At 65.9% G+C, this 24,947-nt stretch carries 18 protein-coding genes and 3 pseudogenes; 4 read left to right on the forward strand and 17 right to left on the reverse strand.

Annotation, left to right across the window (positions count from 1 at the left end):
* Positions 1-68: 68 nt before the first annotated feature.
* From gmk to pyrR, 9 genes are all read right to left on the reverse strand, one after another.
* Positions 69-662, reverse strand: a complete 594-nt coding sequence (gmk, locus tag SHTP_RS15435; RefSeq protein WP_012393966.1) for a guanylate kinase — start codon at positions 660-662, stop codon at positions 69-71.
* 129 nt (positions 663-791) lie between these two features.
* Positions 792-1,109 carry an integration host factor, actinobacterial type gene (gene mihF / locus SHTP_RS15440; protein WP_015355818.1) on the reverse strand — a complete coding sequence of 106 codons (318 nt, stop codon included), beginning with the start codon at positions 1,107-1,109 and terminating at the stop codon, positions 792-794.
* A 974-nt stretch (positions 1,110-2,083) separates the two neighbouring features.
* A complete protein-coding gene (pyrF, locus tag SHTP_RS15445; RefSeq protein ID WP_012393964.1) occupies positions 2,084-2,920 on the reverse strand; it encodes an orotidine-5'-phosphate decarboxylase in 837 nt (278 codons plus the stop codon).
* Positions 2,917-6,282, reverse strand: coding sequence for a carbamoyl-phosphate synthase large subunit (carB, locus tag SHTP_RS15450; protein WP_096371062.1), 3,366 nt, complete (start codon positions 6,280-6,282; stop codon positions 2,917-2,919). Before carB ends, pyrF begins: the two co-directional genes overlap by 4 nt.
* 91 nt (positions 6,283-6,373) lie before the next feature.
* Positions 6,374-7,501 carry a glutamine-hydrolyzing carbamoyl-phosphate synthase small subunit gene (gene carA, locus SHTP_RS15455; protein WP_096371063.1) on the reverse strand — a complete coding sequence of 376 codons (1,128 nt, stop codon included), beginning with the start codon at positions 7,499-7,501 and terminating at the stop codon, positions 6,374-6,376.
* Complete coding sequence (locus SHTP_RS15460) at positions 7,498-8,007, reverse strand: PH-like domain-containing protein (RefSeq protein ID WP_096371064.1); 510 nt, start codon at positions 8,005-8,007, stop codon at positions 7,498-7,500. The genes carA and SHTP_RS15460 overlap by 4 nt, the downstream gene beginning before the upstream one ends.
* The gene (locus SHTP_RS15465) at positions 8,004-9,296 is read right to left on the reverse strand and encodes a dihydroorotase (protein WP_096371065.1); all 1,293 of its coding nucleotides are present in this window, start codon (positions 9,294-9,296) and stop codon (positions 8,004-8,006) included. Before SHTP_RS15465 ends, SHTP_RS15460 begins: the two co-directional genes overlap by 4 nt.
* Positions 9,293-10,255 (reverse strand): aspartate carbamoyltransferase catalytic subunit, encoded by a 963-nt coding sequence (locus SHTP_RS15470; RefSeq protein ID WP_096371066.1) that lies wholly within the window; start codon positions 10,253-10,255, stop codon positions 9,293-9,295. The genes SHTP_RS15465 and SHTP_RS15470 overlap by 4 nt, the downstream gene beginning before the upstream one ends.
* A complete protein-coding gene (gene pyrR, locus SHTP_RS15475; RefSeq protein ID WP_012393958.1) occupies positions 10,252-10,815 on the reverse strand; it encodes a bifunctional pyr operon transcriptional regulator/uracil phosphoribosyltransferase PyrR in 564 nt (187 codons plus the stop codon). The genes SHTP_RS15470 and pyrR overlap by 4 nt, the downstream gene beginning before the upstream one ends.
* Before the next feature lie 183 nt (positions 10,816-10,998).
* On the opposite strand from pyrR, the gene SHTP_RS15485 reads away from it, so the two are divergent.
* Positions 10,999-11,634, forward strand: coding sequence for a class I SAM-dependent methyltransferase (locus SHTP_RS15485; RefSeq protein WP_172900554.1), 636 nt, complete (start codon positions 10,999-11,001; stop codon positions 11,632-11,634).
* Between the two features lie 6 nt (positions 11,635-11,640).
* Here the strand turns inward: SHTP_RS15485 and SHTP_RS15490 are convergent, their stop codons facing one another.
* The 5 genes and pseudogenes from SHTP_RS15490 to SHTP_RS15510 all read right to left on the reverse strand — a co-directional run bounded on the left by SHTP_RS15490 (position 11,641) and on the right by SHTP_RS15510 (position 17,532).
* On the reverse strand, positions 11,641-12,654 hold the full coding sequence (locus SHTP_RS15490; RefSeq protein ID WP_172900555.1) for a sulfotransferase domain-containing protein: 1,014 nt from the start codon (positions 12,652-12,654) through the stop codon (positions 11,641-11,643).
* Between the two features lie 37 nt (positions 12,655-12,691).
* Positions 12,692-13,666 (reverse strand): annotated as a pseudogene (locus SHTP_RS15495) (sulfotransferase domain-containing protein); the annotation flags it as partial.
* Positions 13,667-13,746: 80 nt separating this feature from the next.
* Entirely contained in the window at positions 13,747-14,928 is a 1,182-nt protein-coding gene (locus SHTP_RS15500) for a type III polyketide synthase (RefSeq protein WP_096371069.1), read from the reverse strand.
* Positions 14,925-16,387 (reverse strand): annotated as a pseudogene (locus SHTP_RS15505) (fatty acid desaturase). Before SHTP_RS15505 ends, SHTP_RS15500 begins: the two are co-directional and overlap by 4 nt.
* Before the next feature lie 266 nt (positions 16,388-16,653).
* Positions 16,654-17,532 (reverse strand): LppX_LprAFG lipoprotein, encoded by an 879-nt coding sequence (locus tag SHTP_RS15510; RefSeq protein WP_096372502.1) that lies wholly within the window; start codon positions 17,530-17,532, stop codon positions 16,654-16,656.
* A gap of 408 nt (positions 17,533-17,940) precedes the next feature.
* On the opposite strand from SHTP_RS15510, the gene SHTP_RS15515 reads away from it, so the two are divergent.
* Genes SHTP_RS15515 through SHTP_RS15525 form a run of 3 tightly spaced genes read left to right on the forward strand, consistent with a single transcriptional unit; the run spans position 17,941 to position 21,000 of the window.
* The gene (locus SHTP_RS15515) at positions 17,941-19,146 is read left to right on the forward strand and encodes a serine hydrolase domain-containing protein (RefSeq protein ID WP_071497941.1); all 1,206 of its coding nucleotides are present in this window, start codon (positions 17,941-17,943) and stop codon (positions 19,144-19,146) included.
* 15 nt (positions 19,147-19,161) lie between these two features.
* Positions 19,162-19,734 carry a GNAT family N-acetyltransferase gene (locus SHTP_RS15520; protein ID WP_096371070.1) on the forward strand — a complete coding sequence of 191 codons (573 nt, stop codon included), beginning with the start codon at positions 19,162-19,164 and terminating at the stop codon, positions 19,732-19,734.
* 45 nt (positions 19,735-19,779) lie between these two features.
* Entirely contained in the window at positions 19,780-21,000 is a 1,221-nt protein-coding gene (locus tag SHTP_RS15525; protein ID WP_096371071.1) for an FAD-dependent monooxygenase, read from the forward strand.
* A 5-nt stretch (positions 21,001-21,005) separates the two neighbouring features.
* On the opposite strand, the pseudogene SHTP_RS15530 reads toward SHTP_RS15525, so the two are convergent.
* The 3 genes and pseudogenes from SHTP_RS15530 to nusB form a co-directional block, all read right to left on the reverse strand.
* A pseudogene (locus tag SHTP_RS15530) lies at positions 21,006-23,835 on the reverse strand (aminotransferase class I/II-fold pyridoxal phosphate-dependent enzyme).
* A gap of 181 nt (positions 23,836-24,016) precedes the next feature.
* Positions 24,017-24,424, reverse strand: coding sequence for a hypothetical protein (locus tag SHTP_RS15535; protein WP_012393948.1), 408 nt, complete (start codon positions 24,422-24,424; stop codon positions 24,017-24,019).
* Positions 24,424-24,945, reverse strand: a complete 522-nt coding sequence (gene nusB, locus SHTP_RS15540; protein WP_011739866.1) for a transcription antitermination factor NusB — start codon at positions 24,943-24,945, stop codon at positions 24,424-24,426. The genes SHTP_RS15535 and nusB overlap by 1 nt, the downstream gene beginning before the upstream one ends.
* Positions 24,946-24,947: the final 2 nt, after the last annotated feature.

Below are 24,947 nucleotides of genomic sequence, written 5' to 3' on the forward strand. Positions count from 1 at the left end.
GGCGTAAATCGTTGCGAAGACGGTAAAGATCTCGATTCTGAATTCTGGCTCTTTGCCTGGCTGATGACTCACCCAGAGCCGGGCACAGTTCTCACCAGCAAGGATACCAATTCAGCGCATGCGGATTCCAATCGACCGTTTACCACGACCTTGTCGAAGTCGGGTTGGGCTGCCAGTTCGGTCTGCGCGGTCTGTAACCGGCGACGAATAACGTCCGGCGTCTCAGTGCCCCGACCGACCAGCCTGGCCTTGAGGTCCTCCCAACTGGGCGGCGCCAAAAACACGCTGATGGCCTCGGGCATCGCCTTCTTGACAGCCCTGGCCCCGGCCAGATCGACCTCGATCAGCACCGGAACTCCGGAGGCCGTGGCCTCCCGCACCGGTTGAGCCGGGGTGCCCGATCGGTGCAATCCCCCGTGAATCTCGGCCCACTCCAGCAACTCGCCCTGGTCGATCATCTGCTGGAAGCTCTCCGGGGTGACGAAGTGGTAGTCCACGCCGTCCACCTCCCCCGGCCGCGGCGCCCGGGTGGTGGCCGAAACGCTGAAGTGCAGGTTTGGGATCCGCTCACGCAAACAGCGGACCACCGTCGACTTGCCGACAGCGGAAGGACCGGACAGCACGACCACATGTCCTGTGCCCGGTCCTCCGCCGGCGCTCATCGGCGCTCCTGAGTCGGCACCCCCACCAGGCACTGCAGCCTAGATCCTTGGGCGCTGATTGCCCGCACCACCCCTGCTAGCGGGTGATACCCCACCTCAGGCCCAGCGGCCTGCATCGTCGGCAGCGGGCTAGGCGGAGCCGAACTTTTCCAGCAGGGCCTTGCGCTGACGGTCACCAAGACCACGCAGCCGCCGGGTCGGGGCGATTTCGAGCTCGGTCATGATTTCCTGCGCCTTGACCTTGCCCACCTTCGGCAAAGCCTCGAGCAGCGCAGACACCTTCATCTTGCCCAAGACTTCGTCGGTCTCGGCGTCCTTGAGCACCTGGGTGAGGTTGGTGCCGCCGCGCTTCAGCCGGTCCTTGAGCTCTGCTCGCGCTCGACGTGCGGCAGCAGCCTTCTCCAACGCGGCCGCGCGCTGCTCGTCGGTCAACTGGGGAAGGGCCACGATTCCTCCGTCTCTCATCGATATCAATCGATCATTTGTTTGTCTTGGCTGGTACTACAGCCAGCGGAGACGACCGTACTCACGGTTCCTGACGAAATCTAACCCGACCCCCTGGTTTGGGTGACAAATCCCCAGCGTGGGCCCCGGCCGCGAGACGAATCAGCGCTCCGCCGCCACGCCCGAGCGGCCACAAACCACGGGGTCGAGCGCCCAGCGGGCTGGTCCGGCCACACCCCCAGATATTGATGCCTAGCTGCGGTTATTTGCGATTTGACTGGAATCTGCGGGCGGCGCCGCCCGACGATCGCACCGCCCGCCGGCCGGTTTGGGCCGCCCCGGGCCACCCCGAGCAACCCCCCGCGACCAACGTGCCATGGATCACGCATTTCGGTGGCGTGTCGCGCGTGTCGGGCGGTTCGGGGCAAATGGAGCGAATCAGCAGGCCAGCGCATGCTCGAACCGTGCGGTGGGCCCGTCCACGTTGCCGGAACGGGGCGGACCCGAGACCCCACCACGCCGACTCACGACGCGGGCGTCGCGCCGCATTCACCGACGGACGAACATCGGTCCATTTCGACTGCCCAGCAAATCTGGTACGGATGTCCAGCCGAATGCGACCAGCAACGTCGGGGTTTCCCGAACAACAGCGCGGCGCGGGCGCCCAAACGGCCACACGCAGTTGATCGCGCCGGCACCAATGCGAACGTGCCGACGCCGACTCGGGCAGTTTGGCGGGCCGCGACGAAGCCCCGGTGACCACGGAAATCTGACGATTTTCCTTTTACTGCAAGCCTTTTCAGAGTGGATTCCGGCAAGCATGGAGCCTGGCTGCCGCGCACGGTTGCCGAGCGCCGACGTGTGAGGTGGCAAGCGGGCTGGGATTCCGGCGGCGCTCAGACGCAGATCGACCCCGGGCGTCAGCGGCTACAGAAACTCCAACAGCAACGGGCGCCGAGCGTGCTTGACCCGAAGACCTAGACCGCTGAAAGGTACGCGACGGAGTCCAGCATCCGCTCGGCCGCCGCCCGGACTTCAGAAATGCTGGGGCCGGCGCGCAGGACCTCGCGCGACACCGCGGGCAACAGCTGTTGTGGCGCCGCGCCGCCGAGGCCGCCCAGCGCCTCCGGCCGGCCGCCCTGCACCCCGACGCCGGGAACCAATACGGGTCCGCCCAGCCCGCTCACATCCGGCGGATTCAGCACCGTTGCGCCGACGACCACACCAACCGATCCGGGCTCCGGCCCCGTCACTTCGCCAACTTCACTATTGAAGAGTCCGACTTGATCGACGATCAGTTGGGCCACCGTGCGGCCATCCGCGTCGGCGCGTTGAATGGTGGCGCCCTCCGGATTGGAGGTAGCCGCGAGCACAAACACACCCCGATCATTGGCCGTCGCAACCTCGAGCAGGGGCCGCAGCGAGCCGAACCCCAGAAAGGGCGAGACAGTCACGGCATCGGCCGCCAGCGGCGAGTCGCCCGCCCAGGCCGCCGCGTAGGCCGCCATCGTCGACCCGATGTCGCCACGCTTGGCGTCCGCCAGGACCAGCACACCATTGGCCCGTAGCGCGGCCATCGTGCCTTCCAGCACCGCAAATCCCGCGGCACCGTACGCTTCGAAAAACGCCACCTGCGGCTTGACCACCGCAAATCCCGCGAAGGCCGCCACGCAGATATCGCAGAACGCGGCCAATCCGTCGGCGGTGGCCGGCAGATCCCAGGCCCGAAGTAACTCGGGGTGGGGATCGATCCCCAAACACAGCGGCCCGCGGTGTGCCTTGGCCTCTGCCAAGCGTGCGCCGAATCCGGTCACCGGGCCCCGCCGTCGGCCGCGCTCTGTTGTTCGATGGCGCGGTGCAGCTCTTGCAGTGACCTCACCCCGATATCGCCGCGGATCCCGGCTTCGATGCCCTGCACCGCGGCCGACGCGCCCTGCACCGTGGTGACGCACGGGATGTTGACGGACACGGCAACCGAGCGGATTTCGTATCCGTCGACACGCGGGCCGGAGTTCCCGTATGGGGTATTGATCACCATGTCGACCTCGCCGGCCCGGATCGCGTCGACGGCGGATATCGCCGGGCGTCCGGGTTGTGGCGCCTCGAAATGCTTGCGAACCTCGTCGCAGGGAATCCCATTGCGTCGCAGCATCTCTGCCGTGCCCTCGGTAGCGAGCACCCGAAAGCCCAGGTCGGCGAGCCGCTTGACGGGGAACACGAGTGAGCGTTTGTCCCGGTTGGCGACCGAAACGAACACGGTCCCCGCCGCGGGCAACGAACCGTACGCGGCGGTCTGGCTCTTGGCAAAGGCGCTGCCGAAGTCCCGGTCGATCCCCATCACCTCGCCCGTCGACTTCATCTCCGGTCCAAGCAGCGAATCGATGGCCGCGCCGTCCGCGCGCCGGAAGCGGTGGAAAGGCAGCACAGCCTCTTTGACGGCTATCGGGGCACGCGGGTCGGCGTTGGCGCCGTCCCCGGTACGCGCCAGCATCCCTTCGGCGCGCAACTGGGAAATACTGGCGCCCAACATGACCCGGGCACATGCCTTGGCCAGCGGGACGGCGGTGGCCTTGGACACGAAGGGCACGGTGCGGCTGGCGCGCGGATTGGCCTCCAAGACATACAAGATGTCGTCTTTGAGCGCATACTGCACATTGAGCAGACCCACCACACCGATGCCATGCGCGATGGCTTCCGTGGCTTTGCGAACCTTTTCAATGTCGCTGCGGCCCAAGGTCACCGGCGGCAGGGCACACGCCGAGTCACCGGAGTGGATCCCGGCCTCCTCGATGTGCTCCATGACCCCGCCGATGTAGACCTCGGTCCCGTCGCACAACGCGTCCACGTCGATCTCGACAGCGTCTTCGAGGAAGCGGTCGACCAGCACCGGATGTGCCGGCGAGAGTTCGGTCGCGCGGGTGATGTAGCCGCGCAGCGTCTCCTCGTCGTAGACGATCTCCATCCCCCGGCCACCCAGCACGTACGACGGCCGCACCAGCACCGGATAGCCGATGTCTTCGGCGATACGGCGGGCTTGCGCGAAGGTGGTTGCGGTGCCATAGCGTGGCGCGGGCAGTCCCGCCGCGGTCAGCACATCGCCGAACGCCCCGCGGTCTTCGGCCAGGTCGATGGCGGCGGGCGGGGTGCCGACGATCGGCACCCCCGCGTTGGCCAGCCGTTCTGCCAGCCCGAGCGGCGTCTGGCCGCCGAGTTGCACGATGACTCCCACCACGCCGGCCCCACCGGCGGCCGACTGCTCCTCGGCATGAAATACCTCGAGCACGTCCTCGAACGTCAGCGGCTCGAAGTACAGCCGATCCGCGGTGTCATAGTCGGTGGATACCGTCTCCGGATTGCAGTTGATCATCACCGTCTCGAAACCGGCCTGGCTCAACGTGGTTGCCGCATGCACGCAGCTGTAGTCGAACTCGATCCCCTGGCCGATGCGGTTAGGCCCGGACCCGAGGATCAGAACCTTCGGTTTGTCGATCTGCGGAGCCACTTCGGTCTCGGCCGCCGGATCCAGCTCGTAGCTGCTGTAGTGGTACGGAGTCTTGGCCTCGAACTCGGCGGCACAGGTGTCCACCGTCTTGTACACCGGGTGGATGCCCAGCCGCTCGCGCAGTGAGCGCACACCGTCTTCCCCGGCCAGTTCGGGTCGCAGCGAGGCGATCTGCCGATCGGATAGCCCACTGTGTTTGGCGTGGCGCAGCAGATCCGCGTCGAGCACCGGCGCGTCGACCAATTCGGCACGCAAACCGACCAGCTCGTCGATCTGCGCGACGAACCACGGGTCCACGCCGCTGGCCTCGGCCACCCGATCGACCGAGGCCCCCAGCCGCAGCGCCAGTTCCAGGTCGTAGAGCCGACCTTCGGTCGGGGTTTGCAGCCTGGTCAGGACGTCGTCGAGGCCGCCTTCGGGATCGGTGGCGGTCCAGAACCCGGCCCGGCTGGTTTCCGGCGAACGCATCACCTTGCCGAGCGCCTCGACGAAGTTGCGGCCCAACGACATCGCCTCGCCCACCGATTTCATGGTGGTGGTCAGCGTGGCATCGGCACCCGGGAACTTCTCGAAGGCGAACCGCGGCGCCTTGACCACGACGTAGTCCAGGGTGGGTTCGAAGCAGGCCGGCGTTTCTTTGGTGATGTCGTTGACGATCTCGTCGAGCGTGTATCCGATGGCCAGCTTCGCGGCGATCTTGGCGATCGGAAACCCGGTCGCCTTGGACGCCAACGCACTTGACCGCGATACTCGCGGGTTCATCTCGATGACGATCAGCCGGCCGTCTCGGGGGTTGACCGCAAACTGAATGTTGCAGCCGCCGGTGTCCACCCCGACCTCGCGCAGGATCGCAATCCCCAAGTCACGCAGCCGCTGGTATTCCCGATCGGTCAGCGTCATGGCCGGCGCAACGGTGACCGAGTCGCCGGTGTGCACGCCCATCGGGTCGAGGTTCTCGATCGAGCACACCACCACCACGTTGTCGTGGCCATCGCGCATCAGCTCGAGTTCGAATTCTTTCCAGCCGTAGATCGATTCCTCGATGAGCACATTGGCGCTGGGCGAGGCGGCCAGCCCGGCGCCGGCCATCCGATCCACCTCGTCGGCGGAGTAAGCCATACCCGAGCCCAACCCGCCCATGGTGAAGCTGGGCCGCACCACCACTGGAAGGCCCAGCTCGGCAACGGTCTCGCGAACCTCGTCCATGGTGAAACACACTCGGCTGCGGGCGGATTCACCCCCGACCTTGGCAACGATGTCCTTGAACCGCTGCCGGTCCTCGCCGCGCTGAATGGCTTCGAAATCGGCACCGATCAGCTCGACGCCGTAGCGTTCCAGCGCCCCGTTCTCGTGTAGAGCGACGGCGGTGTTCAGGGCGGTCTGCCCACCCAGGGTGGCCAGCACGGCGTCAATCTTGTTGCCGCGCTCGGCTTGCTGAGCGATGACCCGCTCGACGAACTCTGGGGTAATTGGCTCGACGTAGGTGAAGTCAGCATACTCGGGGTCGGTCATGATCGTCGCCGGATTGGAGTTGACCAGACTGACCTGTAGGCCCTCGGCGCGCAGTACCCGGCACGCCTGGGTTCCGGAGTAGTCGAACTCGCAAGCCTGGCCGATGACGATCGGCCCCGAGCCGATGACCAGAATGTGGTGTAAATCGGTGCGGCGCGGCACTAGCAGCCCCCTAAGGTTTGGACGCGAAGGTGCGCGGTCTTGCGCCGAACCCAGCGTGTCAGCTGGGGGCACCCGCTCGCGGCGATGAGCATCAGCGGTCCCCCGCCATCAGGTCAACAAACTGATCGAACAGGTACTCGGCATCGTGTGGGCCCGCCGCGGCCTCGGGGTGGTACTGCACCGAGAATGCGCGGCCGTCAACCAGTCTGACCCCCTCGACCACACCGTCATTGGCGCAGGTGTGGCTGACAGCGGCCCGGCCGAACGGCGTCTCGAAAGACTGCCCGGCCTCCCCTTCCAGCGCGAAACCGTGGTTCTGCGCGGTTACCGCGACTCTCCCGATGGCGTGGTCGATGACCGGAATGTTGATGCCCCGGTGCCCGAACACCATCTTGTAGGTCGATAATCCCAGCGCTCGGCCGAGGATCTGGTTGCCGAAGCAGATACCGAACAGCGGGATTCCGGCACCGAGCACCTCACGGGTCAGCGACACGACATGGTCTGCGGTCGCCGGATCGCCGGGTCCGTTGGACAAGAACACGCCGTCTGGCTTGATATCGGCGATCTGATCGAAGGTCACCGACGAGGGCAGCACATGGCTGCGAACGCCGCGCCGGGCGAAGTTGCGCGGCGTGTTGGTCTTGATACCGAGGTCCAGGGCAACCACGGTAAAACGCTGCGGCCCTTCTGGTTCGACGATGTACGCCTCGGGGGTGCTGACCTCTCCGGCGAGATCGGCACCCAGCATCGGGGGTTGGGCAGCCACCCGCTCGACCAGCTCGGCTACTTGCGTGCCGGCGGTCAGGGCCGCACCGGAGAACACACCGGCCTTCATCGAGCCGCGGCTGCGTAGATGACGCACCACTGCGCGGGTGTCGATGCCGGCGATCCCCACGATGCACTGGCGGATGAGCTCGTCTTCCAGTGTCGTCGATGAGCGCCAGTTGGAGGCGCGCGGCGACGGGTCACGTACCGCGTAGCCCGCGACCCAGATCTTGTCGCCGCGGCTCTCGCCGTCCTCGTCGTTCCAGCCGGTGTTGCCGATCTGCGGGGCGGTGGCCACCACGATCTGGCGGTGGTAACTGGGATCGGTCAGCGTCTCCTGATAGCCGGACACGCCGGTGCTGAAAACGGCTTCCCCCAGTGTTTGGCCAACCGCACCGAATGACATTCCGGTGAAGACTCGGCCATCTTCAAGTACGAGCAAGGCTTTGCTCACACGATTCCCTCCGTTCGGGGCTGAAGCCAGCCTGCTAGCCAGCCGTCGTACTCGTCACGATTGTCTGCCCGGAACCCGGTGTCGATCTCAGTACCTGATGGCAGCCGCCACCGGATTGCCAGTATCCCGTCGCGCGCCGCGATCTTGCCGGCGATTCCGCGCTCGGTGCGTACCGCGGTGATCGAATCCTGTGGGATCCAAATCGGCTGCGCCCGCGCACGTTTCACCAGAATTCCGTCCGGATGACGGGTCAGTTCCGCCCGGCTGCGGTACCCGAGGTCGCCGACCACAACCCGGTGGTTGGACGCCGGCGCCAGGGTGCAACCGACGTACATGCCGCAAGTGATGACCGACGCGGGACCCACCGCGGTGGGCAGGTCGGGCAACGCACCGATCAGCTCGCTTTGCAGTCGCGCGCGACGCCGCCAGCCCCTGATCACCATCGCGATCAACACCGCCAGCACGGCCGCAAAGATCAGGGAGCCGATCAGCGTGCCTGAGTTCATGCCGGGCTCTTTCCGTCCCTGGCGGTGATCTTTCCACGCAACAGCGTCGCCGTGACCCGGGCGGGCAAGGTCATCGACTCGTACGGGGTGTTGGCCGAGCGGCTGGCCAGGTCGGCCCCGGTGACAGTCCAGGTGGCGTCGGGATCAATCACGGTCAGGTTGGCCGGCTCCCCTACCTCGAGCGGCCGGCCATGATCGGGCAGCCCCACGATTCGCGCCGGGTTCTCGCTCATCACCCGCGCGACATCGCGCCAGCTCAGCAGACCCGGCTGCACCATCGTCTGCACCACCACCGACAGCGCGGTCTGCAGCCCGAGCATGCCCGGGCGCGCCGCGGAGAACTCGACGCATTTCTCGTGCTCGGCGTGCGGCGCGTGATCGGTGGCCACACAATCGATGATCCCGTCGGCCAGCGCCTGTCGCAGCGCCATCGCATCAGACGCCTCGCGCAGCGGTGGATTGACCCGATTCACCCCGTCGTAGCCGGACAGTCTGCGGTCATCGAGCAGCAGGTGATGCGGAGTAACCTCCGCTGTGATCGAAATACCTTGTGATTTAGCCCATTTCAATATTTCGACGGTTCCCACGGTGGAGGCGTGGCAGATGTGCACCCGCGCGCCCGCGTCTCGGGCCAGCAGCGCGTCGCGGGCCACAATCGATTCCTCAGCCGCCCTGGGCCAACCCGCCAGGCCCAACTGCGCGGCATTCGGGCCTTCGTGGGCGACCGCACCGACGGTCAGCCTGGGCTCCTCGGCGTGCTGGGCGATCAGCACACCCAGGCCGGTGGCGTATTCGAGAGCGCGGCGCATGATCAGCGGGTCGTGCACGCAGATCCCGTCGTCGGAGAACATCCGCACCGCGGCGACACCGGCATTCATCATGCCCATCTCGGTGAGTTCAGTTCCGGCGAGCCCGATCGTGACGGCGCCGACGGGATGTACGTCGACCAAACCGACCTGCTGTCCCCGGTGCCAGACGTGGTCGGTGACCACCGGACTGTCGGCCACCGGATGGGTGTTGGCCATCGCGAACACCGCCGTGTAGCCACCCAGCGCTGCTGCCGCCGAACCGGTCTCGATGTCCTCGGCATATTCGCGGCCCGGCTCGCGCAGGTGGGTGTGCAGGTCGACCAGCCCCGGCAGCAGCACGTGATCGGTGGCATCGATGACATCCGCCGTATCGGGGATGGCCAGTCCGGTCCCGATGTCAGCGATCTGGTTGTCGTCGACGAGCACGTCGACCCGTTCGCCCTCGCCGTACAACCGCACTCCGCGCAGCAGAACGCTCACGCCGCACCCTCTTCCCCAGCCGACTCGAGTCCAACCAGGACATGGAACAGCACCGCCATGCGTATGTGGACTCCGTTGGAAACCTGTTGCAACACAGCCGACTGTGACGAGTCGGCAACCGATGAGGCGATCTCCATGCCGCGCAGCATCGGCCCGGGATGCAGCACCACCGCGTGACCGCCCAGCATCGCCTGCCGACGGTCGGACAGACCGTACAAGGTCGAGTACTCCCGCACCGAGGGGAAGAATCCGCCGTTCATCCGCTCGGCCTGCACCCGCAGCATCAGCACCGCGTCGGCGGCGGGAAGCTCGGCGTCAAGGTCATGGGATACGGTGACCGGCCAATCCGCGACACCCACCGGCAGCAAGGTGGGCGGCGCCACCAGCACCACCTCGGCACCCAGCGTGTGCAGCAGCGTGACGTTGGAGCGGGCCACCCGGCTGTGCAGGATGTCGCCGACGATGACGACGCGCCGGCCCTCGATGCCACCGAGCCGCTGCCGGATGGTCAGGGCGTCCAGCAGCGCCTGCGTCGGGTGCTCGTGAGTGCCGTCGCCGGCGTTGATCACCGAAGGGCCACCGTCGGATTGGCCGGCGGTCCAATCGGCGAGCAGCCGCGCCGCCCCGGACGCGGGGTGCCGGATGATCAGGGCGTCGGCGCCAGCCGCACGCAGGGTCAGCGCGGTGTCGCGCAGCGACTCGCCCTTGCTGACCGAGGACCCGCTCGCGCTGACATTGATCACGTCCGCGCTCATCCACTTACCGGCCACCTCGAAGGACACCCGGGTTCGTGTCGAGTTCTCGTAAAACATCGCCACCACGGTGCGACCGCGCAGCGTCGGCAACTTCTTGACCTCACGACCAACCAGGGCCTGCGCGAAGCGGTCGGCGTCGTCAAGGATCGCAATGGCGTCGTCGCGGCTCAAGTCGCCCGCCGCCAGCAGATGCCTGGGTGTCATCGAGAGATCACCACCCCATCGTGGCCGTCGTGTTCGCTGAACTGGACATGCACGCTTTCGCTGCGGGCGGTGGGCACGTTCTTGCCCACGTAGTCCGCGCGCACCGGCAGTTCCCGGTGCCCGCGGTCGACCAACACGGCCAGCTGGACCGATCGCGGCCGCCCGACATCGCGCAACGCGTCCAGCGCCGAGCGCACCGAGCGCCCGGAGTAGAGCACGTCATCGACCAGAATCACCAAGGCGTCGTCGACGCCGCCGGCCGGGATCTCGGTCTCCTCCAGCGGCCGCGGCGGTTTGCTCATCAGATCATCGCGATACAGCGTGATGTCCAGCGCACCATGGTCGACCTCGATGCCACTGTATTCACCGATGTTGGCCGCCAACCGCGACGCCAGGATCACACCGCGAGTCGGGATCCCGAGCAACACGACGCGTGGCGAGTCCGGGCTATCCAGCGCGGTCTTTTCGATGATCTGGTGCGCAATGCGGGAAATAGTTCGACCGACGTCGGCCGCGGACATCAACTCCCTGCCATCCACGGCATCATTGGCGGCACCCATGCGAGAACCTGACCTCCTTCTCCGCCTCTCCGGACGGGTCGTTAAAGGATGTCGACTGCCCGACACCGTAGCATTGCGCGCCCGCGGCCACGATGCGGGGCCCGCCGTGGGGATACCCTGGCATAGGTGAGGGACTCCACCGCTTCTGGGGATTCCACCGGTTTTCCCGCCGGGCTGCAACAGATGGATTTTGCTGCGCTGTACCGCGGCGAGAGCCCGCGCCGGGGCGTTGCGCCGATGACGACGCCCCCGTGGGATACCAAGGCTCCCAAAGAAAATGTCATCGCCTGGCAAGCCGGCGGCTGGGTGCACGGCGACGTGCTGGACATCGGTTGTGGGCTGGGCGACAACGCGATCTACCTGGCTGCGCACGGACACCCGGTGACCGGCCTGGACATTTCCCCGACCGCGCTGATCACCGCGGCGCGCCGAGCCGATGACGCGGGCGTGCACGTCACGTTTGCGGTGGCCGACGCCACCAAGCTCGACGGTTACACCGACGCCTTCGACACCTTGATCGACAGCGGCATGTTCCACTGCCTCGACGACGAGGGCAAGCGCAGCTATGCGGCCGCGGTGCACCGCGCCACCAGACCTGGCGCCACCCTGCTGATGAGTTGCTTCTGCGATGCCAACCCGCCCAACGAACAACAGCCGCGCCCGGCGGTGCCCGAGCAGACGCTGCGCGACGTGCTAGGCGGTGCGGGCTGGGAGATCGCGGCGCTGGATCCGGTCACGGTGAACCGCCAACTCGGTGGATCCGACGGGCAGCCCATCGAGCTGGCCTTCTGGTACGTCCGCGCGCGGCGGCAAAACTAGCGCAGCTCAGCCCACCGGCCCGGCGGGATCACAGCCCCGGCGACCCTCATGCGCCCAGGCCAGCAGATCCGGCGCGGCCAGCTGGTTGATGCGATCGTAGTAGCGGCGATAGACGCGCTCGTCGAAGAACTCCTGCCATTCGCCGCTACCACCGGCCCGGAAAAAGCGCTCGTTGCTGCGCCAAATGCCTTCGGTGGACTCGGGGGCGAGTTCGGCGGCGCGCGCACGCATCGAGTTCAGCGTGGCATGCTGCGCGAGCTCCTCGGCACGATCGCGGCCAAGGGAGCAGCCCAGGACCCCCGCCAGGCGGATCAGCTCACCCACGAGGTCGGCGCGGTAGTCGGTGTAATGGAACATCGACACGTTGGGCAGCTGACGTCGCGACCAGACCGTGTTGAAGTGATGCAGGATGTTGGACAGCGAGCCCATGTGTTTGGCCATGGGCGGCATCGGGCCCGGTCCCCCGTGCGGAGGCGGGAATCCGGGGCCGGGGGGCGGCGCGATCGCCGAAGGTGGGGGTGCAACCGGGCCTTCCGGGGGCATGATCGGCCCTTCCATCCAGGCCCGGAAGGCCTGGATGGGCGTGGGATCATCCTGTCGATCGCCGGCGGCGGACCCCCTCCGGTTGAGGTTGGCGTGGTTCATGTTGCCCCACTGGAAAAGCTCCGACATCGCGGCGTCGCGCGGGTCGCGGCCCACACCGATGTAGGTGACCCGGTCATCGAGCACCACGCCGTCCAGCGGCGTGTGGGTCTTGATGAATCGGCGGTGGCCCTGCGCGTTGAGGGCGGCAACAACCTCGTTCACCGGCCGGACCGTCCTATCCAGCCATGGCGAAACCTCGGCCAGCGGCCCCGGCAACTGCGGTCCATCGAAGACCAGCAGCGACACCAGGCGCTGGGTCAACGTGACGCCGCACTTCGACGGTGCCGAAATCACGATGTCGCCCTCGCGCAGCTCCAGCGCGTCCCAACGCCGGTTGTCGCTGATCCACGAGCGATACCCAACTCGGGTGGCCATCAGGACTCCCCCGCCCGACGGGGCCACGGCGGTCCCCGCGACCCCGGTGAGCCCAGTCGAGGAACTCCGGGCCGCCCAGATTCCCGGCCAATTCGGCCGCGCGTTCGCCGTAACGCCGATGCTCGGCGGCGGTGAAAATGTCGTGCCACTGGCCACGTCCACCGGCCCGGAAGAAGGGGGCTTCGGTACGCGGCTGGTGCCCGGGTAAGACGCCGCGGGTGGCCGCGGGAGCAAGCGCATCGGCGTGCGCGCGCATGGCGTCGAGGGTGGCGTGTTCGGCCAACTCCGCGGCGCGATCGGGACCCAGCTCGGTACCCAGGACCGAGCCGAGGCGCAACAGTTCACCGACGAGGTCCGCCCGGTAGTCCGCGTAGTGGAACATCGCGACGTTGGGCTGCCTGCGCCGGTCCCAGAACATGGCGAAGTGATGCAGGATGGTGGCCAACGAAGCGACCCCCTCGGTGGGTACGTTGGGCCCTTCCAGCCAGCGCCGCATCACATCGAGCGGGCTGAACTCGCCGTCGAAGTCCAAACCCGGGGGCGCGAATCGCTCACCTGGCGGCCCCAGCACCTCGTGCAGCGCCCGCATCCGGTGCTGGTCCATCAGCATCGAGACCGCGGCATCGCGGGGATCGCGCCCCACCCCGATATAGGTGACCCGATCCTCGAGCACCAAGCCGTCCAGCGGCGTGTGGGTCTTGATGAACCGGCGATGGGGCTGGGCGTCGAGTGCGGCGGCGACCTCCTGCACCGGCCGGGCGGTCAAGTCCAGCCACGGCGACACCAAGTGCATCGGCGCCGGCAGCTGCGGCCCATCGAAGATGAGCAGGGAAATCAGGCGTTGCGTCCAGGTGGTGCCGCACTTCGGCGGTGCCGAGATCACGATGTCGCCGTCCCGCAACGTCAAGCTATCCCAGCGCAGGTTGTCGCTCATCCAGGAGCGGTAGGCAACCCGGTCATCGGTCCGGAACTGACCGGATGACGGCGCCGGAGGCGGGTGATTGTTGCCCATTTCATCGGATGCGATTGGCACGACACTTCTCCTGCTCAGCATGGTCTCGGCTGGTTGGGTTCTCGGCTGGGCAGCGGCCATCAGCGGCGGATGGTGTCGAACAGCATGCCTTCGACCGTGACACCCGGGGCGAAGGCGAACGCCACACCCGTTGAGATGGGTTTGTCCGACTCGGCCTGCGCAACCATCATTTCCAGCACGAAGATCAGCGATACGCTCAACATGTTGCCGAACTGGGCTAGTACATCCCAGCTCTGCACGGCTCGCCCGACGGGAATCCCCAACGAGCGTGCCGACTGCTCGATGATCTTCGGCCCACCCGGATGTATCGCCCACAGATCGATATCGGCCTTGCTCAACCCGTTGTCCCGCAACATCTCTGCGACCACCGGGTCGACCGAACGGTAGATGTAGCTGGGCAGATTCTCCGACAGTTCACACGTGATGCCGTCGTGATTGACCCCAAGCACGATCCCGTCCTCGGAGTCGTCGAGCAGCTGGCTGAAGCTGCTGCGGATCACCACGTTGCCAGCGGGCAGCGGCTGCTGGACCTGGCTGGCTCCAATGACCAATGCGCCGCAGCCATCTCCGAACAAACTGTGGATTACGACGTCGTTGATGTCATCGGCGAAAACCGCATTCACCGAGGACAATTCGATGCACACCACCAATGCCTTCATGCTCGGGTGGGCTCGGACGTAGTTCGTCGCGGTGCGAATGGCGTTCATTGCGGCAGCACAACCCATGAAGTTGACCACCACCCGCGATATCGACCGGGGCAGACCGAGCTGCTTGACGATCTCTACATCCACGCCCGGTGCAATGAAACCGGTGCTGGTGACGAACACCAGCTGGCCGATCTCGTCGGCGGCGTATGGGAGGCCGTCGAGGGCACGGGCGGCCACGTCGACCGCCAGCGGTACGGCGTGCTGATAGAACAGGTTCATCCGGTCCCGGATCGTTGCCGGCTCGCGCCGGAACTCGTCGAACTCGTCGTCGAGCGGATCCACTGCCATCCTGCGGGTATCAATCCGGGTCTTGTCATATATCCGCGAAATTCGTTCCCGCTGTTGCGGATCAACAAACAACTCAGAAACACGAGCGGCGGCGTCGGCCTGAGCAACCACCCGTTGCGGGGCGCCGGTGGCCATGCCTTCGATAACGGCCACCGTGGTGGGCGGTGCCGGCGGCAATTGCGCGAGGTCGTAACGCGGCTCGTGGCCGGCCCGGCGGATTGCGCCGCCCTCGGCTGCGGTGCTCATACCGACCCGATTCCGACGAAGCCGGCGACCACGTAGCTGGCGCTGGCTTTCCAGGCTGCGGGTGAGCAATGCTCACGGATCAGGCCCCAACCTTGCTCCCTGGCCTGCCGGGACGGTGCCAACAGATATGAGCGGCAGAGCTTGGGCAGTCGGTCCGCGACGAAGCTCTTCGGCGCAAGCCACTCGACACCGAACCTTGCAGCCTCTTCCCGCAACACGTCCTCGGTGACAATGTTGGCAAATCTGCTGCGCTGGAACGGCAGCACGTGATGAACGCGGTGCGAACTCAACCCCGCGGACAAAAGCAGTCAACGTAGCGATTCCCGATCACCGTGAGGTCGTTGGCGTGCACGACTTGGTCCACACCCCAGTCCTCGCCCTGCTCGACACCCTCCGCCGAGTCGTCCTCGAACTCGTGGCTGGCGACCACCAAGAAGGTGCTGACCCACAGCGTCACGATGAATTGCAGGGCCCAGGCCCAAAAATCGCCCGCCAGGGTGAACACCACCAGCTCGGTGACCAACAGCAGCCGCACTCCCGACGAGCCGAGGAAGTGCGGCAGCGCCGCACGCCAGCTTCCGTAGGACTCTTGTACACCTACCTTGCGGGTGATTTTCCATACGTCGGCAATCCGAATGGCCATGCCGGTGAACATGTGGCCGAACTTGTGAATGGTATGCACCGGGATCCGATACAACCGGGGCAGTCCCATCATCATGGTGAACACGTTCTTCTTGATGTCCACATCGCTTTGCGTGTACGGGTGGTGCAGCAGGGTATGTCCGTCAGCGGTCACCAAAGCCAGTGCCACATAGTTCATATCGAAGCTATTCCCGAGCACCCTGTTGACGCCCCGTTGGGCGCGGTGCAAGGCGTAGTGACCGAAGCCGGCAAGCGAGCTGCGCAACAACACCATCGCGGTCACGAAGGCCGGCAACGGCATCCATCGGGTGTCGAGCAATCGCAGACCCTGCACGGCGAAATAGGCAACCGCCAGCAGCGCCACAACGATGTTGAAAAGTCGATCCGTGCGCTTGATCCGGGCGGCCAGCGCGGGCTCGTTCAGCCGGGCTTTGACGCGGTGCATCAGGTCGTTCCGGTCGTCAAAGCGGTACTTGGGGGTATCGCGCCAACTGTTGAAATCGTCTTTGAACAAGAACGCCGGCGCGTTGTGCTTGGGATGGATATTTCTGGGAGTCGCGTCGCGCCCCAACGCATATCGTTGCAGCATCCGCTCGATCTTGGCCGGGTCGCGATGGTAGGCGGCGCTGATGGCGGTGATGTCGCGGTTCTTGGTCCGCCCGATGAAGAAGGCGCCGCCGGGGTGTTTGGAAATCCAATCGCTGAGGTCGTAGGCCCTTCCGTTGTAGACCCATACGTCGGCCATCGGCGGCCCTCCGGGCGGAGGAGCAGGACGTAGCCCAGGGCGCTCCTGAACTTCTGGGAGGTCGTTCGGCATTCGTATTCCTCCAGGTGTGGTCGGGTGAGATCGGTTGCTAATCGCCATTTCCGGCGAAGTGACCCCAATACTGGAGCGACGACCTTGGAGGATTCTCAACGGAATTCCGGATCGCGGAACTGGGGTGTCTGCAACGACGCGGCACCAGATCTGTTGCGCCCGCACGGCGAACCACCGACGAGAGCCGGCCCGGAAACTACCGGCAGCCCTTTCCCCCATGCTGCGTTTCCGGGCCGGTTCTCAATCCGAAGTCCACCGCTGCCGTGTTACCCCGTCGGGTTGGGGATGGTCACCGGGACACCCCAGTTGTACAGGGTTAGCTCGACGTTGCCCTGGCCTTTGTCGACCACCATCCGGACCAGGTTTGCCGCCGGCGGCTCCGGTGCCGGCGACTCGGCGGTCGAACTCGCCGGAGCCTGGGCACTGGTGTCAACGATCCACAGGGTGATCGGCATCGTCCCCCCGTCCTTACCCAACTGAGGCACGATCGGATCGATCACCGCGCCGTCGATGGTGCCCGACACCTTGACGGTTGCCATGCCGTCGACCGTTTCGTTTCCTTCGATCTTCGGGTTCTGCACCTGTGCGATCACCGCACCCAGGCCACGGTCCTTGTCCAGGATGATGCCCGGGTCGTAGATCCTATGGGCCGGACCGACCGACGTGTAGGTCTCGCCGTTCTTGGTGTGCATGGTCTTGTTCGTGACCAGGAAGTCGGTCGCGACGGCCGGAGCATCCGGCTGCATCCGGACCTTGGCATTGCCTACCGCCTGGCCGTTGCCCTGCGGCTGATTGGTCACGTCGGCATTCACGCTTTCGAACGGCAGCTTCGGTAGATCGGTGACGTTCACCGCGACGTGAACCGAATGCAGACCCTTGGTCGCCTTGGAACTGTCTTGCAAGATCTGCTGGGCTTGTGGTGATGGGGCGCCCGTGGCCCCGGATGTCGCCGTGGTGGCAGAGGTTCCCGACGCCCCTGGGGTTTGCGAGGTTGCCGTTGTGGATTTGTGCCCGCACCCGGTCATGACCGTTGCGACAAGTGCCGTCGCAAACAGGATTGCGACAGACGTCGGGGTCGAGAATCGACGGCAGGGACGGGAGAGAAGTCGGTGGGAGGTGTGCGCTTGGGAGATCAAGCCATTCATGGCCAACCTTTGCTGAGTTATCCAACCGGTGGTAATGAGCAGCGGGTCGCTACCCTCGTCGTAGCACATGGACAGCGCCAGCCAGTTCGGCCCCGTCCATGGTGGCGGGTCTTGGTGACTGCACCCCGCACCCTGGTTCACCAGCAACAACACTGCAGTCATTCGCGCGCCATTGCCCTCACAGTATGTTCCCCAGATCACATTTGCCGGAGAGCGCGACAGTAACACGCGACCACTGACCGAGAAGGCCTTTCGCAGAACTAGCAATCAATCCGGCACCACCGCGAAGCCGTGGGCGTTGCCCGACCTCGTTGGCGCGGTCCACGCGCGGCGTGGTTCGCCGGCGCCCGCAAACCATCGGACGGCCGCCGCCTGACCCGCCGACCGCCAGCGGCTAACCTCAATCCGATGAATCTCGACGCCAACCAGGCTGATATCCGCGAGGTCTGCGATGCCGGATTGCTCTCCGGCGCAGTGACCGTGGTTTGGCAGCACGGAGAAGTACTGCAGGTCAACGAAATCGGCTACCGAGACGTCGAGGCGGGCCTGCCGATGCAGCGCGACACGCTGTTTCGCATCGCGTCCATGACCAAACCCGTCACCGTTGCCGCGGCCATGAGCATGGTCGACGAGGGCAAAATAGCCCTGCGTGACCCGATCACACGCTGGGCGCCCGAGTTGCGCGACATCCGGGTGCTTGACGACCCGCACGGCCCGTTGGACCGCACGCACCCCACCCGACGGCCGATCCTCATCGAGGACCTGCTGACCCACACCAGCGGGCTGGCCTACAGTTTTTCGGTGTCCGGGGACATTTCCCGGGCGTACATGCGATTGCCATTTGGTCATGGTTCCGACGCCTGGCTGGCCGAACTCGCCGCGCTGCCACTGGTGCACCAGCCCGGCGAGCGGGTCACCTACAGCCACGCCATCGATCTGCTCGGCGTCATCATGTCCCGCATCGACGACAAGCCTTTCTACCAGGTGCTCGACGAGCGAATACTGGGCCCGGCCGGCATGACCGACACCGGCTTCTTCGTGTCGACACAGGCCCAGCGCCGCGCCGCAACCATGTACCGCCTCGACGAGCTGGACCAGCTACGACACGACGTCATGGGCCCGCCGCACGTGCGGCCTCCGTCGTTCTGCAACGCCGGCGGCGGATTGTGGTCAACCGCCGACGACTACCTGAGATTTGTCCGGCTACTGCTCGGCGACGGGACGATCGACGGCGTTCGGGTGCTCTCACCGGAGTCGGTGCGGCTGATGCGCACCGACCGGCTCAGCGACGAGCACAAGCGACACAACTTTCTCGGGGCGCCCTTCTGGGTGGGCCGCGGGTTCGGGCTGAACCTGTCGGTGGTGACCGACCCGGTTCAGTCCACTCCACTGTTCGGCCCGGGCGGGCTTGGCACCTTCAGCTGGCCCGGTGCCTACGGGACCTGGTGGCAGGCCGATCCTGGCGCCGACCTGATCCTGCTGTATCTGATTCAGCATTGTCCCGACTTGTCCGTGAACGCGGCGGCTGCGGTCGCGGGCAACCCGGGGCTGGCCAAGCTGCGCACGGCACAACCCCGGTTCGTCCGGCGCACCTACCGCGCGCTCGGACTGTAGCGGCGCGAGGTCGAGATGGCCCACTTCCCCCCTCGATACCTGGACAGGCGGCGTCTGCTCCTGCGGCCACCCAAACTCGACGACGCCGACCCGATATACAAGAAAATCGCCAAAGATCCCGAAGTCACCCGCTTCCTGCTGTGGAGAGCACACCGCAACGTGGCGGAAACCCGCCGAGTGCTGATCAACCAGCTCAGCCGGAGCCGCTACGAACGCAATTGGGTGATCTCGCTACACGGCAGCGGCGAGATCGTCGGCCTGATCAGCTGCCGAAGGGACGCGCCCCGCTCGATCGAGATTGGCTACTGTCTGGGCCGGCAATGGTGGGACATGGGTTTCATGTCCGAGGCGCTGAGCCTGTTGCTGGCCGGGCTGCCGGCCGACGCCGCCGGGTGCCGCGTCTGGGCAACATGCCACATCGACAACGCCCGGTCGGCGCGGCTGCTGCAGCGCGCCGGGTTCGTCCTGGAGGCCAGACTCTGCCGTCACGCCGTCTATCCGACCATGGGTCCCGAACCCAACGACAGTCTGCTGTACACCAGGATCCTGCGGCTCAACCGCGCCCCGATGCCACGGTTTGCCCCCTGAGCACAGCTTCGCGCCCACTGGAACCGCTGCCCTAGGCTGAGCCCCATGGCGAAGCCGATCGTCCTGATCAGCGGCGCGGGGATCGCCGGCCCGGCGCTGGCATTCTGGCTCACCCACAGCGGATACCAGGTGGTGGTGACCGAACTCGCCGACGACATCCGCCCGGGCGGTCAGACCGTCGACTTGCGGGGGGCCGGACGGCTGGTCATCGAACGGATGGGACTGCTGGAGCAGATGCGCCAGCGCACCCTGCGCCAGCGCGGCATCGCCTGGATACGGGCGGACGGCCGGCGCCGCGCCGAGATGCCGGTTGAGGCCTTCCACGGCAACGGACCGGTCAGCGAGCTCGAGATTCTGCGCGGTGACCTGGCCGCGGTGCTCTACCGGGCCACCGCCGCCGGCACCGACTACCGATTCGGTACCCGCATCACCGATCTGGCACCGTCGGGCGACGCGGTCCAGGCGAGGCTGTCCGACGGGACGACGGTGCGGGCGGATCTGGTGGTCGGCGCCGACGGTCCACACTCGGGTGTCCGACGGCTGGCCTTTGGCCCCGAAGAGCAGTTCGCCCGGCCGCTGGGCGGCTACAACGCCTGGTTCAGCGCACCCGACACGGTCGGCCTCAACGGCTGGTACCTGATGTACCAGGCCCCCGGAGGGCTCAACGCGTCGATGCGCCCGTCGCACGATCCCGCGACAGCCAAGGCCGGACTGGCATTTCGCTCCGCTCCGATCCGCTACTTCCGTGGCGACCTGGACGCCCAACGCGATCTGCTCGCCGCCCGCTTCGCCGGTGCCGGCTGGCAATCCGACGCGCTGATCGCCGCGGCGCGCGAGGCCGATGACTTCTACCTGGACGCGATCGTCCAGATTCATCTGGACGCGTGGTCACGCGGACGGGTCACGCTGGTCGGCGACGCCGGCTACTGCGCATCGCCGCTGAGCGGCATGGGCACCAGCCTGGCGCTGGTGGGTGCATACGTGCTGGCCGGCGAGTTGGGCCCGGCCCACGGCGACGGCATCGACGAGGCCGCGCTGGCGGCCGCGTTGGCCCGCTACGAGACCGTGCTGCGGCCGTATGTAGCCAACTGTCAGGACCTGCCGAACAGCATCGATCGCTTTCTGCCGATGTCGGAGTCCGAGATCCGGTCAAACGCTGCGGCGATGAAGTACATGCAGCGCTGGCCGTTTCGCTTCTTCGCCGAAAGAAAGTGGTTCACCATCGCCGAGTTCATCGAGCTGCCCCGGTATCCGCGGCTGCCCTAGCTGCGTCAGGCGTCGTCGGCGACGGCCTGAAGCACACCGTCACCGTTGACAACCGAAGAAGCCGGCGCAAGCTCGAAGGCCGGCAGCTCCGCGCCCGCCGAGGCGATCACATTGCGAGCCGCCTCCATCCGTTTCAGCGCGACGTCGGTGAACACCGACAACCCGAGTTCGTGGTTGTAGCCATGGATTTCTTTGACGTCGAGCTGAGCCAGGAAGTAGACGATCTCTTTGGACACCACCTGGCCCGGGACCAGCACCGGGAAGCCCGGAGGGTAAGGCACGACGAATGTGGTGGAGACCAATGTTCTGCCCTCGGCCAGGCGGCGCCCGGCCATGCCGATCTGGACGTACTCGCGGTCGGATTCGTCATAGCCGGCGTAGAAGGCCGACCGCATGTCGCCGAAACTGCTCGCATCATCGGGGCGGAACGCAATGTCGAACTCGCTGAAGTCGGGCAGATGCGGCAAGTCCTGGGTGATCTCCTCAACGCGACGCTCATGCAGCGCCCAGTCGGCCGCGCTGGCCGCCCGCTGGCTCCGATCGAAGTCCGTGGCGATCCGGCGCAACACGTCGAGCAGGTAGTGAACGCTCGACCAGGTCACTCCGATGGTGAAGATCAGCAGCACGCTGTTGATCGACGTCTTGTTGATCTGGATCCCGAATCGCTCCATCAAGATCTTCTCGCGGAAGTCGTATCCGTTCATCCCGGTGCTCCCGATGAACAGGGTGACCCGGGTGGCGTCCAGCACGAACTGATCCGATCGCCATGCCTCGTTCCACTCGGCCAGAGCTCCCTGTCTGACTTGGCGGTAGGAGCTGACCGATGAGGCCCGGAACTCCTCGGGAACCAGATCGGCTTCGTCGAGAATGCGGAACCACTTGCTGATCAGGCGGTCTTTACGAACACGGTGCCGAAACACCAGCGCCATGTCGTAGACCTGCCGGACCAATTGGAATCCCTCGATATCGACCTGGCGGCGCGCCAGGTCCAGCGAGGCCAGCAGTTGCTGGTTGGGCGAGGTCGAGGTGTGAGTCAAAAACGCCTCGCCGAACGCGTCGCGGGTCAGGGCGTTGAAGTCCTGGTCACGGACGTGGATCATCGATGCCTGCCGCAGCGCCGAGAGCGACTTGTGGGTGGAGTGCGTGGCGTAGACGCGCACCCGTGCCCGTTTCGGATCCGGCAGCAATCGGTGCTCGGCCCACTGCGGCCGCGGAATCCCTTGCATGGAGGCGCGCCACTTCTCGTATACGGCGCCGTATTCGTCAGAGGCCAACATTGATTCGAGGTACTCCGCGGACACCATCGCGGTGCGCTGCCGGGCCCATGGGACCGCGGTGGCAAACGCGTACCAGGCCTCGTCCCAGAGGAAACAGATATCCGGCTTGATCGCCAGCACCTCCTCCATGACCAGCCGCGGGTCGTAGACGACGCCGTCGAAGGTGCAGTTGGTCAACAGCAGCATGCGCACCTTGTGCAGCTGTCCGGCCGCCTCCAGGTCGAGCAGCACCTGCTTGATCGTGTGCAGCGATACCGCCCCATAGATGGCGAACGGGGGCAGCGGATAGGCGTCCAGATACAGCGGGTAGACACCGGCGAGCACCAGGCCGTAGTGGTGCGACTTGTGACAGTTGCGGTCGATCAGCACGATGTCGCCCGGTCGGGTGAGGGACTGCACGACAATCTTGTTCGCGGTCGAGGTGCCGTTGGTGACGAAATAGGTGTGGTCGGCGTTCCAGGTACTGGCGCCTTGTCCATGGCCTTCTTGATGTTGCCGTGCGGGTCCAGCAGCGAATCCAGACCGCCCGACGTGGTCGACGTCTCGGCCATGAAGATGTTGCGGCCGTAGAACTCCCCCATGTCCTGCAGCGACTTGGAGTGAAGATGCTGGCGCCGCGCGCGACCGGAAGCGCGTGGAACTGGCCTACCGGAGCCGCAGCGTAGGCCCGCAGAGCATCGAAAAACGGTGTGGCGAACCGGTTCCGTAGTCCGGCCAGCACCGTACTGTGCAGATCGGTGACATCGTTGAGCCGGTAGAAAGTCCGGTCGTATACGTCCGGATCGTCCTCGGCCCCGGCTGCGATCGACTCGTCGGTGCGCAGGTAGAGGTCGATGTGCGGGCGCAGCTCCCTGATCCATTCCCCACATTCGATCCAGTCGTGCGGGCTATCGGGGGCAACCACGTCATCGTTGGCCCCCAGCAGTGCGTTCATCAGCGGCAGCCGGTCCCGGGACCGAAGTGGCAGGTCGTGCCGGATGATTGCGGCCTGTATCTCGCCGTTGAGTGCGACCGCGGTGATCGCGTCCTCGACACTCGGGGCGAGCAGGACTTCGAACTGGACGTCGTCAGACGGATTGTGCAATGCCCGAAGGTGCTCGGCCAACGAGTCGGGCGCCGATGTGGGCGCATCATCGGCAACCAGCACGGTGTAGAACTGCTGCTGCTTGGCCTGGGCCACCAGTTCCTGCTCGGCCAGCGGCGCCGAAGTATCGAAAAGTGCTGTGCGGTCACCATATTCACCCAGCAGACGGACCGCCAGGGAGACCTCTTCTTTGAGCCGCACCGTGGACTTGCTTTCCAGGTGTGCGCGAAAATTTGCCAGGTTCTGTGCGCCCGGATAAAGCCAATACCGTTCGTAGGCGCCGATGCGGTCCATCAGCCGCCGCACTTTCGCCATGTCGTGGGTGATGTCCATCCCGGCCAGGTCGACCTCGGCGAGGTGACAGCACGCGTCGTCGAGCAGGTTCCACGTATCAACACGTGCGTATGACGGGTTGGCTACCGCAGCCAGAGCGGAGACACGAAGTCGTCGCGGGCGGGTGCTGTATCGCTTCATGTCGTCACCTGTTCTAGTGGTGCGGGACGCGCCGGCGGGCGGCTTAGGTATCGCCCGCGGCGTACCTTTCATACCCGAAAACTCACCCTTGCAGGTTATCGAGTCATGGGGCCGGATCTAGCCCCAATCCGGCACCGAATGTTCGCCCTGACCGCGACGCTTGAGGGTGCGATCCGTTCGGTCAGGCTTCGAACTCGTCGTCGCTGTCGACGACCCGCCGGTTTCCCCGGCCGCTGTCCACCCAGCGCAGCACCGGAAGCTGCGGGAACTGGGGAAGCTCCCAGCGGCGCGCGGGCAAGTCCGTGACATCGCCCAACGAGCGCACCACCGCCTGGGTCAGACCCATGATGGCGGCCATCACGGGAAGCAACGGCTGTAACGGCCTGGCCGCGGTACGAACCGTACTGATCCGGCGGGCCAGAATCAGCCGCTCGACCGAGTGGTACAGCCAGGCACCCACGCCCAGGGCGTAGATCGACAGTGCGGAGGCGACGATGGCCCACCCGTAGGCGGCGCATATGACCGCGCCGAGGATCACCGCCGCTGCCATCCAGGCCGCGACCACGACACGCAACTCGAGCCTGCTCATCAGCACGATCCCTGGTTTTCCGGCAGGCGCGACGATTCGTCCGGGACCGCCTGCCGGACCGCCGCGGCAGCCGCCCGAATCTGCGGCCTCACCAGCATGACCTGTCCCAGCACACCGTTGACGAAGCTCGGCGAGTCGTCGGTGGACAATTCCTTGGCCAGCTCGACGGCTTCATCGACGGCGACCGGTTCGGGCACGTCGTCGGCATACAACAGTTCCCACACCGCGACTCGCAGGATGGCACGATCCACGGCCGGCAACCGGTCCAGCGTCCAGCCCTGCAGATGCGACGTGATCAGGTCGTCGATGTGAGCGGCGTGCTCGCCAATCCCGCGCGCCACCGCCGCCGTGTACGGGTGCAGCGGCGCCACGTCCGGCTTCGTCTCGGCCAGCTCGGTGCGCAGGTCCGCGATCTCGCCCGGGCCCAGGCCCCGCGCCTCAGCCTCGAACATCAGGTCCACCGCACGCTTGCGGGCCTGGTGACGTCCTTTAACCGGTTTGCCCGGCCTTCCCTCAGGCATAC

Origin of the sequence: Mycobacterium ulcerans subsp. shinshuense (assembly GCF_002355775.1) — a bacterium.
GTDB lineage: Bacteria > Actinomycetota > Actinomycetes > Mycobacteriales > Mycobacteriaceae > Mycobacterium > Mycobacterium marinum.

What these genes read in the sequence shown, in the direction of transcription:
- gmk (WP_012393966.1), bottom strand. Translation starts at nt 662, where the DNA reads ATGAGCGCCGGCGGAGGACCGGGCACAGGACATGTGGTCGTGCTGTCC.
- SHTP_RS15460 (WP_096371064.1), bottom strand. Translation starts at nt 8,007, where the DNA reads ATGAACTCAGGCACGCTGATCGGCTCCCTGATCTTTGCGGCCGTGCTG.
- SHTP_RS15470 (WP_096371066.1), bottom strand. Translation starts at nt 10,255, where the DNA reads ATGACACCCAGGCATCTGCTGGCGGCGGGCGACTTGAGCCGCGACGAC.
- pyrR (WP_012393958.1), bottom strand. Translation starts at nt 10,815, where the DNA reads ATGGGTGCCGCCAATGATGCCGTGGATGGCAGGGAGTTGATGTCCGCG.
- SHTP_RS15485 (WP_172900554.1), top strand. Translation starts at nt 10,999, where the DNA reads ATGGATTTTGCTGCGCTGTACCGCGGCGAGAGCCCGCGCCGGGGCGTT.
- SHTP_RS15490 (WP_172900555.1), bottom strand. Translation starts at nt 12,654, where the DNA reads ATGGCCACCCGAGTTGGGTATCGCTCGTGGATCAGCGACAACCGGCGT.
- SHTP_RS15500 (WP_096371069.1), bottom strand. Translation starts at nt 14,928, where the DNA reads ATGAGCACCGCAGCCGAGGGCGGCGCAATCCGCCGGGCCGGCCACGAG.
- SHTP_RS15510 (WP_096372502.1), bottom strand. Translation starts at nt 17,532, where the DNA reads ATGAATGGCTTGATCTCCCAAGCGCACACCTCCCACCGACTTCTCTCC.
- SHTP_RS15515 (WP_071497941.1), top strand. Translation starts at nt 17,941, where the DNA reads ATGAATCTCGACGCCAACCAGGCTGATATCCGCGAGGTCTGCGATGCC.
- SHTP_RS15520 (WP_096371070.1), top strand. Translation starts at nt 19,162, where the DNA reads ATGGCCCACTTCCCCCCTCGATACCTGGACAGGCGGCGTCTGCTCCTG.
- SHTP_RS15525 (WP_096371071.1), top strand. Translation starts at nt 19,780, where the DNA reads ATGGCGAAGCCGATCGTCCTGATCAGCGGCGCGGGGATCGCCGGCCCG.
- SHTP_RS15535 (WP_012393948.1), bottom strand. Translation starts at nt 24,424, where the DNA reads ATGAGCAGGCTCGAGTTGCGTGTCGTGGTCGCGGCCTGGATGGCAGCG.
- nusB (WP_011739866.1), bottom strand. Translation starts at nt 24,945, where the DNA reads ATGCCTGAGGGAAGGCCGGGCAAACCGGTTAAAGGACGTCACCAGGCC.